Consider the following 11,585-nt stretch of genomic DNA (forward strand, 5'->3'; position numbering starts at 1 on the left):
GCCGCTTCGCACCCGCTTGGGAAAGAGCAAATTCGAGGAGGCAGTGGATAGCGAACTGGAGGCCATCAATAATGAAATGGAAAAGGCCTTCGAAGCCCTGGGAGGTAAATAGATGACTAGCAAGGAGTATAGATCCATATCTCAGATCGCAGGCCCCCTGGTCTTCGTGGAGAGGACGGAACCAGTGGGTTATAACGAGATAGCGGTTGTCACCCTCCCCAGTGGCGAGGAGAGGCGTGGCCAGGTCCTCGATTCCTCGCACGAAGTGGTCGTCATCCAGATGTTCGAGGGGACGGCAGGGGTGGAGCGCTCCGCGGGCGTGAAGTTCACGGGCGAGACTCTGCGCATGCCCGTCTCGCAGGATATGCTAGGCCGCATTCTGTCAGGTTCTGGTGAGCCTCTGGACGGAGGCCCTAAGATCATTCCCGATGATCGCTTGGACATCAACGGCGCGGCCATCAATCCCTGGGCTAGGGACAATCCCCGTGAGTTCATTCAGACAGGTATATCCACCATCGACGGCATGAACACCTTGGTGAGAGGTCAAAAGCTGCCTATATTCTCGGGAAGCGGCCTGCCTCATAACGACATAGCCTTGCAAATAGCAAGACAAGCAAAGGTGCTGGGCAAAGGTGAGGAGTTCGCTGTGGTCTTCGGTGCCATGGGCATCACCAATGAGGAGGCCCAGTACTTCATGAAGGACTTCGAGCGCACTGGCGCTCTCAAGCGGGCCGTGGTATTCATGAACTTGGCCGACGACCCCGCCATCGAACGCATCATTACTCCCCGTTTGGCCCTGACCACTGCTGAGTACTTGGCATACCAATTGGAGATGCAGGTACTGGTCATCCTGACCGACATCACCAACTATTGCGAGGCCCTGCGGCAGATAGGCGCGGCACGTGAAGAGGTGCCGGGTCGTCGCGGCTATCCTGGCTACATGTACACCGACCTGGCCACTTTGTACGAGCGCGCAGGAAGGATCAAGGGCAAGAAGGGAAGCATTACCCAGATACCCATCCTGTCCATGCCGGGGGACGACATCACCCACCCCATCGCCGACCTGACTGGCTACATCACCGAGGGGCAGATCGTGGCCAAGCGCGATCTGCACCGCGCAGGCATCTATCCCCCTATCGATGTGGGCTCTTCTCTGTCAAGGCTCATGGACTCGGGCATTGGCAAGGGCCGCACGCGAGAGGATCACAAAGCCGTATCCGACCAGTGCTATGCCGCCTACGCCGAAGGGCGTGACCTGCGTGGACTGGTGGCCATCGTGGGGAAGGATGCCCTATCCGAGAGGGACCGCAAATTCCTGGACTTCGCTGATTTGTTCGAGAGACGCCTGGTGCGCCAGGGACGGGAGGAAGACCGGGACATCGAGACCACCCTCAATCTGATGTGGGACCTGCTCTCGACGCTGCCAGAGAACCAGCTCACGCGTATCGACCGCAAATGGATCGAGAAGTATCACCCGGCGCACAAGGCCAAGGCGCAGTCGTCCTGAGGGAGGGGCGAACATGCCTAAGCTGGACGTGAAGCCGACCAGGTCCGAGCTGCTGGAAGTCAAGCGCAGGATCAAGCTCTCTCAGGCCGGCTACAAGATCCTGAAGATGAAGCGGGACGGCCTGATCCTGGAGTTCTTCAAGATCCTGGAAGAGGCGAAGGAGATAAGGCAGAAGGTGAACTCCGATTATGAGAAGGCGATGGAGAAAATCGCCATCGCCAAGGCGGTGGATGGGGTGATAGCGGTCAAATCCGCGGCTTTCGCCCTCCGCGTCCATCCGGAGATCCAGCTGCGTTCCAAGAACGTGATGGGGCTGGTGGTGCCACAGATCGAGGCTGTGAGCTTGAGAGCAGAGGCGGACAAGCGCGGCTATGGGCTCATCGGGACCTCGGTCTATATCGACGAAGCGGCCAAGGCCTTCGAGGATCTGATAGAGACGATAGTGAAGGCGGCAGAGATCGAGACCACCATGAAGCGGCTCCTGGATGAGATAGAGAAGACCAAGCGCCGAGTCAACGCCCTGGAATACAAAGTCATCCCTGAGCTGAAAGAGGCGCAGGCTTTCATAGCGCTACGGCTGGAGGAGATGGAAAGGGAGAACATCTTCCGACTTAAGCGCATCAAGCAGAAGGCGTCCGCAGAGGCGTAATGGATGCCCTATCTGGAGGATCTTTTCAACCTGGATGACCCTGAGACCAAGGCCAAGATCCTCTGGCTCTTCTATCTCATCTCGTTCGGGATGATGGTGCTAGGCTTCATCCTCATCATATTGTTTTGGAACAGCTAGTATTAGTTGTTGAAGTCCTTGATGATGGACCTACCTGTGCCCAAATCCACGATAGGCACCTTGGCCGGGTCGGGTACGAAGTTATGCATGCGCTGGAAAGAGGTCTGATCCTGCCAGGTGGAGGCATTCACTAGTTTCACCCCTCGGTATTCCGAGACGCCGGCGCCGTGTACATGACCCGTGACGAAGATGTCAGGCACCTGATCGATGACCAGGTAATCCTTCTTTTCCGGGGCCAATTGAGTCTTGCTGCCGTATATGGGGGCCAGATGCCTTCTGCGCAGCATCTCTTTCATAGCTTCCAAGGGCTTATTGTAGGAAAGACCAGGGATCGCGCTCACGAGATCGTCCATGCTCTTGCCGTGATAGGATAGGATCACTCTGCCCTCTATCTCCAGGTAACAAGGATTACCGACCAACAACACCGATGAATCGAACATCTTCCCTATCTCCTCTGGCAAGGAAGGCTGCGGCTCGGCCAGGCGCACCGCGTCATGATTCCCCGGCTGCACTATTATCTGAACGCCATCTGGAAGCTCCTTCAGCCTCTCCGCCAGCGCTCCGTATTGCTCGAATACATCCTCGATCTCCAACTCCTCCTCTTGGTCGGGGAAGATGCCGATACCGTCCACGCAGTCTCCTGGAATCAAGATATAGCTCAATCCTTCTCGCACGCCTTCGGTACGCGCCCAACGGCTCATCCTCTCCCATTTCTCGGCAAGAAAGGTCTTGCTCCCCACATGAACATCGGAAAGAAAGGCGAGTTTAGCGCTGGAATCGGAGGGCGTCATCCCCCCGTTCACGGGGATATCGGGACGTATTATCTCACTGGCCACGATCATCCCCCCTTTCTTGGCCACCTTCCCTACCACCCCGATAACTTCGTCCTGGATCACATGAGCCTGGGCGAGCTCGGAGTCCTTGTTGATGAAAACCAGACCCCTCCCCTCCTCATCCTCGATATCTATCATAATGTGCCCGTTCTTCGAGAGGCGGACGTCCTCCACCAGCCCGATGCAACGCACCTCTCTGTCGAGGCTAAGGGCCTTGGGAATGGGGATGCATCCCGCTAATTCTCTCCTTCGTATGAGGATGCGTTTTATGGTCTGGAATCGGTCATTGAAGTAACGGGCGAAATCTATAATGTTGCCTTCGCAGGTGGAGTTGCCGGTAATATCCCTCAGGATCTTCACCTCGTCTCGCGTTCTTCTGGGCGATGCGCAGCTGGTAGATGTCGAGGTTCTTGACAAGGGTGGTGCTGAGGACTTTAGGTCATCCAAGGTGATGACTAGGGGCATCTGCGATAGAGTGGCAAGCGTGCTGCGCACGAAGGTGAGGGGGTCCTTCTGAGCTAGCACATATTCTAAGGCATCAGGTGAGAGGAACACGCCCTCCTCGGTGAGCTCTGCGAGAATCTGGTCCCTCATCCAAGCTAGCATCATGTGACATCTCTTTTTAAATACTTCCTCCATGATGCGGTGCGCATCATGCCCCAGGTCATCATCATCGCCAAATGCTATCCTACCGAGGATCCAGACAAGCTGCGAAAGGCTATCCTCAACATCTTTCCCTTGAGTCAGCCTGAGCTCTATGAGGGGGAGATGAGGGCAGAGACGGAAGACCTGTCTCGCTTCATGGAGCTGATCCGTAACCACCGGATCCTCGATTCCACGCGGCAGGTGATGCTCAAAGGCATAGAGGGCAATAGTACCAGATTCACTCTGAACAAGCAGGCCGCCTTTGTAGGTAAGGTGAGCTTTTTGGAAGAGAGGGTAGCCCTAGGTGGCATCAGCGTTATCATAGAGGATGACGAGCTGCAAGCCCTGATAGACCGTGTCGCCCCTGTAACAGTCAACGGTGAGGAGGTAAAGAGATGATAGCCGTTTCCGCGCCAGTACTTTCACAGCTAGACTTTGATGAGGCTTTCGCCCACGTCAGCAAGGAATTCGATGCCTGGGAGATAGTGGGGGAAGGAAGGCACTCCCTTCCTGATTTAGTGTATCAGTTCTTAGACGCCAGCTCATGCTATGATCTTAAGTTCTCCGCTCATGCCCCCCTGAGTGACATTAACATCGGCTCTCTTAATGAGAGAGTGAGGGAAGCCTCGCTCAGGGAGATAGTCAACGCCATCCGCTCCGCCCACCGCATGAACATAGGTATCCTCACAGTTCACCCTGGCTTCTTCTCCCCTGCAGGCATGCTTGACCGGCATAAGGTAATCCATACCACATTGGAATCCCTTTCCTACATAGAGAAGGTCTCTCAGGACATGGGCGTGAGGGTAGCGTTGGAGAACATGCCTAATATGGGACCCTTGACCATGGGAAGGACGCCAGAGGAGCTTCTGCAACTGCTGTCCTCCTTCGACATCGATATTTGCTTTGACATCGGCCATGCACATACCATGAATGCCATCGAGTCCTTCCTCCCCCTCAAGAAGCGGTTCATCAATGTCCACATCCATGACAATCTCGGAGAGCGGGATCAGCATCTTCCGATTGGTGAGGGCAGCATTGATTTCAAGAGCGTGCTCGAGGGCCTATCTGGTTATCAGGGAAGGTATGTCATAGAGGCGCGCAGCTTCAAGGAAGCGGTGCTGTCGCGCGATCGTCTGCGAACGCTCATGAGCACCATCTAAACTATTCCTTGTTCCCGCAACGCGTGCACTCCAGCTTGTCACCTACCAACCTGGCCGCGGTGTTGCCGCATTTGGCGCAGCTGTAGAACCCTCTATTAACGGCCGGTCTGATTGGTAGGGGCGGTGCTCGGGAAACCGCCTTTTGCCCATGACCTCGCCCTTCTCCTGGATAGGTAGGTGAGGCGCCTGTGGCTAAAGGGGCATCTGAGCGCAGAGGCATCTTAGCTCTCACCACGTCGGCGCCCTTTAGATAGCGCCAGGTACGATGCGAATAGAGCAGCAGCCAAGCCACTCCCACCACGTCCCAGAACAATATCAGCAGGCCCAACGCGAGAGTGACCAAAAGGGCCTCGCCGCTGACATCCAACGGTATCGTAAGGTAATCCACCGTGAAATGCAGCATGATGCAGGAATAGAGTCCGAGGCGTAGGAATAGGTATCCAAAGGCTATTCCCGCTATCCAAGTGGGCACAATCTTCCAGGAATCCCAATAGACGAGATGCCCTAGTCCGAATATACCCGCCGAGGCCCAAATCAGAGCCATTTCCTTACCCCCTATCTCAAAGCCTCCGCCGGTGAAGTAACGCCAAAGGGGGCGCCCATTGCTTTTGCCCGTGACCACCTCGATGAGTAGAAGGGGCAGGCCGATATACAGCACCCGGGCGATCAACTCCTCCCAGACCGAAGCGCTGGCGAAGCCGTTCAGGAGCTGCCACAGCTCCTTGGTGTCGAAGCTGGGGGAGCTGACCTCAACTCCCATCCAGATCAAAAGCAGGGCGTATATGGAATTGAAAGAGAGGACGGCGAAAAAGATCGTCCCTATGATCCACAAAGGGCTATGACCCCCAGAAGGTTTTGCCAGGGTGATCTCTTTCTTGAATTTATCATAGCTGCGCACTGCCATCCACACGAACGAGGCCGTGATGGCCAGGACCAGGAGGATGTGATATAGGGCGAAGGACCAGCCTGACACCTCGAAGAGGATGAGTAAGGGATTGTACCAGGGAATGATGAGGAACAAAGCGTTACCGTTCTGAGGGTCAGTGGTCTGAGGAAGCACCTCGGTGGGGCTCCAGAGTAGGATTATGACGTTCACCACCAAAAGGACGAACAATGCGGCCAGGGCGATGCACGTCACAGCCCTTCCAGCCATTATTATAGTTTCCTTTAGAGGCGTCGGATTGTATACTGGTGGAGGGGTAGTAACAATCTGCCCTGCTGGCCACATACCTAAAGGCCGGCCGCAATAGGGACAGAAAAGGTCACTCTCCAAAAGGGACCTTCCACAGCCTGGACAATATCTTGAGGCAACCATTCCGCTCATATGGTCCCCCGGTCGATCATGCCAGCTCATTCCTCGAATGCTATATTTAACCTTCGTATGGATGAAATGATGATGCATTTTGCTTTTTACTTGATCCCTAAAAGATTTTTCCAGATCGATTCGGGCGATTTTTGTGGCAGAAAGCTGGAAACAGAAGGTGGTTCGAGGATAATGGAAAATTTTAATAGGGAACCCACATCTTTCGAGATACCTTGCTGAGGAGGCAATGTTGTGGACGAACAAACGGCAGGAAAAAAGGTTGACTTCATCACCATCAGTGCTGAGAAGATACCTTTCGGACGGAACAATTTTATCGAGGTCGCAAGGAAGAAAGCCATCACGGGTGATGGTGAGAACGAGTTCATCTCCTTATCAAGAGGTTATTACCTCGCGGACGGTTCAGAGCGGTTCAAGAAATCTGTAACTATCCCAGATGACGCGAAGATAAAGGAGTTCGTCATAGAGAAGATACGGAGCCTCTAGACATGGCTTCTTGAAGGGCTAGACCTTCTCTATTTTCTTTGCATGAGGAGTTCCAGATAAGATCTCCTCTCATTCCCTTCGATGCCAAGCTCTCGCATCAGCGCAGCGATGCGCTCCTTTCCCTTCTCAAGGTCATCGCCCTCATACTCGAATTCTACGAAGTCTCCCAATCCCTCTACCCTATCCAGGCAGATGCTTATCCCCCTCATGCCATAGACTCTTCTAGTCTTGGCGATGGTGATGAAAGGCTGAAAGCCGAGCCTTCTGAGGATGAGATCTACGTTCTCAAAACTGGATACGGTCACTTCCAATTCCTCCCTGCTCTTGGAGGTGGCGTCGATTTTCGGCCCTTTATAGACCAGCAGAATAATGTCGTTCTCCTGCCGCAGGCGCAAAGCCTCATCCGTCTGGCCGAAATCGCGCTGAGGGTGCGAATAATAAACATCCTTCTGCACTAGCATACCGAAATCCCTCGCACCCATGGAACGCAATCTCGCTTCTAGCGCTGTCAGGTCCTTGCACGGCGCCTTTATCTCGATCTCGAGCACATCTCATCATAACTCATGAGGCATAAATTGATGTCGGGCGCACTTTATTCTATTCCTGGACGTATAGAGGTCTAGCAACATGTCATCCCTGGGTCTGATGCAGGTATATACTGGCGAGGGCAAGGGGAAAAGCACAGCGGCCTTCGGATTGGCTCTCAGGGCTTGGGGCCGAGGGCTTCGAGTGTGCATCATCCAGTTCCTCAAGCTGGGAGAGGACTATGGGGAAGTGCAGGCCGTGAGGAGACTGACGGGGATAGACTTGATGCAGTTCGGGGCCAATCATTTTGTGCATAAGGGAAAGCACCGTCAAGAGGATATTGAAAGGGCTCGTGCAGGGTTGGAAAAGGCCAAAGAAGCGCTCACCTCGGACAAATATGACCTGGTGATATTGGATGAGGTAAATGTAGCGGTCTATTTCGGGCTTCTAAAGGTAGAGGAGGTGTTAGAGGTGGTGAGGTCCCGCGGGCAAGTGGAGGTGGTGCTCACCGGTAGGAACGCCCCCCAAGCCTTTTTGGATGAAGCTGACTTGGTTACAGAGATGAGAATGGTAAAGCATCCCTATGATCGAGGGATTCAGGCCAGGCCGGGAATAGAGTATTAGAGTTTACTCCTACGCCCAGAGCGCATCGAGGGCAGCAGAAAGGTGATCACGCCCATCACGAAAAGGACTATCCCCACCATCTTCAATTGGATGAAATATGACACGATTATGGCCAAAAGAATCAAGGAAGAGGCGATAAGGTAAATTATCCACTCCGGACGCACGACAAGGTGAGCGCTTTGGTAGTTATTTGCTCTTTCTCCTGGTCCTGAGGTACATCATGAAGCGAACCTCCTCACTGAGTCTTAATTTTCGTAGGAGGCTCTCATCCCCATCCCGCAACGCGGCCAAGGCCAGAGGTTGCCCCCTGGTCAACATGTATATGAGCTGGAAAGCCTCATCATCTATGTCCTCACCTATCATCTTCCTCGCTGCGATTTCGTCGAAGCGGTGAAGATGGACCTCCATCACTCTGCCTGAGAGGACATCGGGACGAGTGTAGAAGCGAGCATAGGAGGGGGTCTCTTCCCTGATAGCTACGGCGAGCTTAGCCTTTCCATCAAAAAGAAGAGGCATGAGGTTGGCTAGGAAATCGATCATCTTTTCGCTCACTTCACGATAGTTGTCTAAGCAGATGAGGGCTATTTCATTCCTCAATCCTTCGATGCCGTTATCCCATCCCAGCTTTTTTGCGAAACATCGGATCCTGTCATCTAGGATCTCCGCGTCACCGTCCATGGCAAGGTCATGCCACAACACCGGACCTTGAAAAAGGTCCAAGGCCACTTTTCGCAGGAGAGTGGATGAGCCATAACCATGATTGGAATATATGGCGAATACCGAGGCATCAGAGGAGAGGAACTGAGCTGCTTTTGCCAGTTGTTCTTCGCGGTCATAGAAGTCTCGCAGCGGTGGCAGATTCTTAGCATCGATGAGCCTGCCATCGACAGTTCCTATCCTAAGCACCCCGTCTATCGCATCCGCGATGCGCAGGGCACTGATGTTATGGAATTTGGACAAAGCTTGGGAGACGCTCATATTAGTTATCTTGCTTTCCTCGACGACCTCCAGCCTCTTATCACTGATGCTAGCCAGAAGCTCCTTCGCCCTGGATAGTCCCTTCGTCGTCAAGATGTAGTATTTGAGCTTCCTATTGCCGCCTTCCAAACGACCTTTCTTCGCCTCAAGAAATCCGCTTTCAACAAGAGGATTGAGCACGCGTGTTATGTGAGTGCGTTCTATATCGAGTGCCTCGGCGAGGCCCTGCTGAGTTAGCTCGTATTTAGGCTGCTCCGCTTGATGCGCTTTCAAACTGAATAGATATAGGAGAGCCCTGTCCCTTTGGGAGAGAAAAGGCATGGTTAACGACTTCATCCGCAGAAATATCAAATTTGCTTTTTCAATATCGAATTAATAACGCAAACCTCGTACCAATGGCATAAGAAAGTTGGATATTATATAATAAAACTTGTATTAATACTATCTAATATAATCTTTTAATATCCATTTTGATAATGATACTGGGGAATTCTTACGGCGGTAATTACCACATAATGATTAAATAGTAACCCAAGGGTAATAGAATGCGATCAAGCTCAAGGAAGACCCGAGGGTGTAGGAGGTCCTATAATGGGCAAAGTCAATTTCGGCAAGAAGTTTGTTAAGAACCAGAAAGGTGTCTCTGAGATCATCGGGAACATTCTCATACTGGGAATAACGGTCACTCTTTTTTCAAGTATAATGTATTTCGTCGTAATGCTGCCGCCGCCCCAGGAGCATACCTATGGCGATTTCAATGGCTATATACAAAAGGAAGGGGCAAATTACGTAGTGTATCTGGAGCATATCAATGGGCCGCCTCTGAAAGACAGTGCAATCAGCATTAGGCTGACCATCGATGGAATTGCATATAACTATCGCATCTCTGACAGCGTCCCCAGCATAGGTAATACGTGGTATCTAGGCACGACTTGGCGCTATGTGGACTCTCAGTCTCGCATCACTGAGAGTTCAAGAGTAGAAGCCATGATTATCGATAGGGAAAAGAATAACATCGTTTGGTCCTTGGCACTTGCCAATATCGGGGCTAACTCTCCTCCGATCATCATGCAAGTTTGGGTATCGGTTGAGGAACAGGGAGGGATATGGACCACATCTAACCAAGTTCTCCAGAATCAAAATATGACAATTTTCGCGAGACTATATGATGCGGATGGAGGGTCGCACAATGTTACAGCAGATCTTTCAGATTTGAATATTACAACAGCATGGGGGAAGTTAGTATACCTCGAGGACAATAATAATGATGGAATATATTCTTCAAAGGTACTAAGAGTTCCTATCAAAGGACCTGGTGGTCAGGATAATATTGGAAATAAAAGAATAACAATAAACGCAACGGACAGCAGCAATTTGAAGGCTACTAAGAATCTGAATATAGAGGTTCTCGATTACCGTTCTTACCCTCCCATCATAATGTATGCTGGTGTAGAGCCCAGCAGCTCTCTCTTAGGCTCACAATTTATAATAAGATGCTATGTAACTGATCCTAATAACAATCTGATTCGTGATTCTGTCAGGGTCAGTAGCGATGAGAATGAGAAGACCTTGGGAAAACCGGTCACATCACATGCTGTATACGAGACCATCACCACACCACCAGGAGAAGTATCATCGTACTTAATTGATAATGATGATTTATTTATCGCAGTTGAGAAGGGAAAGACCTTAAGAGTGGACTCATGGGATTTACCGAATGATATACTAGCTAACGAAGATAACTTGAAAACAATCGTACTTAAGATTCGATACTATGTGGCGGACAACTATGATCCTAATACTAATGTCTCTAGAGTAAACATTTCCACTACTGGCAATGGAATATATCTGCTTGATTATAAAACACCCGTCACCCGCGTGTTCAACCTGAGGGCCTTGGGAATAGATACTGTAGCTGAATTACAGACACTCTCAGTAGTTTTCGAGAATAAAAATGAGGGCACAGTTTACTTCGATTATTGGTGGCTAGAGGTAACGTATCCCGAGTCTGGTTTTGAATCCAGCACCTTGATGAAAGAGGATCCTATCAATCCAGGATATTATACTGCCGTGGGAGTCGCCAATTATCAGATAACTCCATCGGCTGTATCAGGTGTATTTTACTATACTATCTCTGCCCGAGATTACTCAGGAAATGAGGCACAGGTACGTGTATCTCATACAGTGATAACAACAGACTTTTTCTACCAGGGAGGTGGCCAAGGTGGAGGCTCTCCGCCTGGTAACCTAAACTACAGCGCTTTGCAGGGATTCAGTATATTCGAATGGAAAGATTGGAACACGAAGAATTTCACGGCAACGCCAACGACCATTTTCACTCATGGGGAAAAGGCTGTGGTGGTGGTCGCCAGTAAGTACCTTGTCAATTTGGATAACGAGAACGTGATCCTTGTCCAAGATCCAGCTACGAAGGCGATTTACAGTGCCGTATCGACGCCGAATAATAACTTTGCTCGCTACGATTACATCTCAGGTTATTATATTTACAACACGACTATCGATACATCTAAGCTGCTAAATGGCAAAATATATCAGATACAAGTCCAACTAAGAGATAGTTGGGTCCCGAATAATATTTTCTTTGCTACAGCATTGATACGAGTAGGGCTGGGAACAGAATATCCATACATCAAGACCTTCTCTGACCCATCGTTCTCCACGCCTTCAACCAAATTCACAACTAACGATAAAATATATG

General features: G+C 51.2%; 13 protein-coding genes. 8 read left to right on the top strand and 5 right to left on the bottom strand.

What is annotated here, in order from left to right; translation table 11 throughout:
• Window positions 1-112 precede the first annotated feature (112 nt).
• Genes QW520_08335 through QW520_08345 form a run of 3 tightly spaced genes read left to right on the top strand, consistent with a single transcriptional unit; the run spans window position 113 to window position 2,294 of the window.
• On the top strand, window positions 113-1,507 hold the full coding sequence (locus tag QW520_08335) for a V-type ATP synthase subunit B (protein MEM0449809.1): 1,395 nt from the start codon (window positions 113-115) through the stop codon (window positions 1,505-1,507).
• 13 nt (window positions 1,508-1,520) lie between these two features.
• On the top strand, window positions 1,521-2,156 hold the full coding sequence (locus tag QW520_08340; GenBank protein ID MEM0449810.1) for a V-type ATP synthase subunit D: 636 nt from the start codon (window positions 1,521-1,523) through the stop codon (window positions 2,154-2,156).
• A 3-nt stretch (window positions 2,157-2,159) separates the two neighbouring features.
• A complete protein-coding gene (locus tag QW520_08345; GenBank protein MEM0449811.1) occupies window positions 2,160-2,294 on the top strand; it encodes a hypothetical protein in 135 nt (44 codons plus the stop codon).
• 2 nt (window positions 2,295-2,296) lie between these two features.
• Here the strand turns inward: QW520_08345 and QW520_08350 are convergent, their stop codons facing one another.
• On the bottom strand, window positions 2,297-3,736 hold the full coding sequence (locus tag QW520_08350) for a DNA-directed DNA polymerase II small subunit (GenBank protein ID MEM0449812.1): 1,440 nt from the start codon (window positions 3,734-3,736) through the stop codon (window positions 2,297-2,299).
• 45 nt (window positions 3,737-3,781) lie between these two features.
• Between QW520_08350 and QW520_08355 the strand changes: the two genes are divergently transcribed.
• Window positions 3,782-4,171: an RNA-binding domain-containing protein gene (locus QW520_08355; protein ID MEM0449813.1), complete on the top strand. Its 390-nt coding sequence runs from the start codon at window positions 3,782-3,784 to the stop codon at window positions 4,169-4,171.
• The gene (locus tag QW520_08360; GenBank protein MEM0449814.1) at window positions 4,168-4,932 is read left to right on the top strand and encodes a sugar phosphate isomerase/epimerase family protein; all 765 of its coding nucleotides are present in this window, start codon (window positions 4,168-4,170) and stop codon (window positions 4,930-4,932) included. The genes QW520_08355 and QW520_08360 overlap by 4 nt, the downstream gene beginning before the upstream one ends.
• 1 nt (window position 4,933) lies before the next feature.
• On the opposite strand, the gene QW520_08365 is transcribed toward QW520_08360, so the two are convergent.
• On the bottom strand, window positions 4,934-6,256 hold the full coding sequence (locus QW520_08365) for a CPBP family glutamic-type intramembrane protease (GenBank protein MEM0449815.1): 1,323 nt from the start codon (window positions 6,254-6,256) through the stop codon (window positions 4,934-4,936).
• A 231-nt stretch (window positions 6,257-6,487) separates the two neighbouring features.
• Between QW520_08365 and QW520_08370 the strand changes: the two genes are divergently transcribed.
• On the top strand, window positions 6,488-6,739 hold the full coding sequence (locus QW520_08370; protein ID MEM0449816.1) for a hypothetical protein: 252 nt from the start codon (window positions 6,488-6,490) through the stop codon (window positions 6,737-6,739).
• Between the two features lie 29 nt (window positions 6,740-6,768).
• Here QW520_08370 and cyaB read toward each other — a convergent pair whose 3' ends face one another.
• Window positions 6,769-7,287 (bottom strand): class IV adenylate cyclase, encoded by a 519-nt coding sequence (gene cyaB, locus QW520_08375; GenBank protein ID MEM0449817.1) that lies wholly within the window; start codon window positions 7,285-7,287, stop codon window positions 6,769-6,771.
• Window positions 7,288-7,366: 79 nt separating this feature from the next.
• Here cyaB and cobO point away from each other — a divergent pair, with 79 nt between their 5' ends.
• Window positions 7,367-7,888, top strand: a complete 522-nt coding sequence (gene cobO / locus QW520_08380; protein MEM0449818.1) for a cob(I)yrinic acid a,c-diamide adenosyltransferase — start codon at window positions 7,367-7,369, stop codon at window positions 7,886-7,888.
• Here cobO and QW520_08385 read toward each other — a convergent pair.
• Together QW520_08385 and QW520_08390 are read right to left on the bottom strand one after the other, a co-directional pair.
• A complete protein-coding gene (locus QW520_08385) occupies window positions 7,885-8,052 on the bottom strand; it encodes a hypothetical protein (protein MEM0449819.1) in 168 nt (55 codons plus the stop codon). The genes cobO and QW520_08385 overlap by 4 nt on opposite strands.
• Window positions 8,053-8,074: 22 nt before the next feature.
• A complete protein-coding gene (locus QW520_08390; protein ID MEM0449820.1) occupies window positions 8,075-9,202 on the bottom strand; it encodes a hypothetical protein in 1,128 nt (375 codons plus the stop codon).
• Window positions 9,203-9,457: 255 nt separating this feature from the next.
• Between QW520_08390 and QW520_08395 the strand changes: the two genes are divergently transcribed.
• Window positions 9,458-11,585, top strand: a 2,128-nt coding sequence (locus QW520_08395; GenBank protein ID MEM0449821.1) for a type IV pilin, incomplete at its 3' end; no start/stop codon positions are given.

This window comes from Methanomassiliicoccales archaeon (genome assembly GCA_038740345.1).
Lineage (GTDB): Archaea > Thermoplasmatota > Thermoplasmata > Methanomassiliicoccales > UBA472 > JAJRAN01.

Bases quoted from the DNA above. Each gene is read 5' to 3' on its own strand.
- QW520_08335 (MEM0449809.1), top strand. From the start codon at position 113: ATGACTAGCAAGGAGTATAGATCCATATCTCAGATCGCAGGCCCCCTG.
- QW520_08340 (MEM0449810.1), top strand. From the start codon at position 1,521: ATGCCTAAGCTGGACGTGAAGCCGACCAGGTCCGAGCTGCTGGAAGTC.
- QW520_08345 (MEM0449811.1), top strand. From the start codon at position 2,160: ATGCCCTATCTGGAGGATCTTTTCAACCTGGATGACCCTGAGACCAAG.
- QW520_08350 (MEM0449812.1), bottom strand. From the start codon at position 3,736: ATGATGCTAGCTTGGATGAGGGACCAGATTCTCGCAGAGCTCACCGAG.
- QW520_08355 (MEM0449813.1), top strand. From the start codon at position 3,782: ATGCCCCAGGTCATCATCATCGCCAAATGCTATCCTACCGAGGATCCA.
- QW520_08360 (MEM0449814.1), top strand. From the start codon at position 4,168: ATGATAGCCGTTTCCGCGCCAGTACTTTCACAGCTAGACTTTGATGAG.
- QW520_08365 (MEM0449815.1), bottom strand. From the start codon at position 6,256: ATGAGCGGAATGGTTGCCTCAAGATATTGTCCAGGCTGTGGAAGGTCC.
- cobO (MEM0449818.1), top strand. From the start codon at position 7,367: ATGTCATCCCTGGGTCTGATGCAGGTATATACTGGCGAGGGCAAGGGG.
- QW520_08390 (MEM0449820.1), bottom strand. From the start codon at position 9,202: ATGAAGTCGTTAACCATGCCTTTTCTCTCCCAAAGGGACAGGGCTCTC.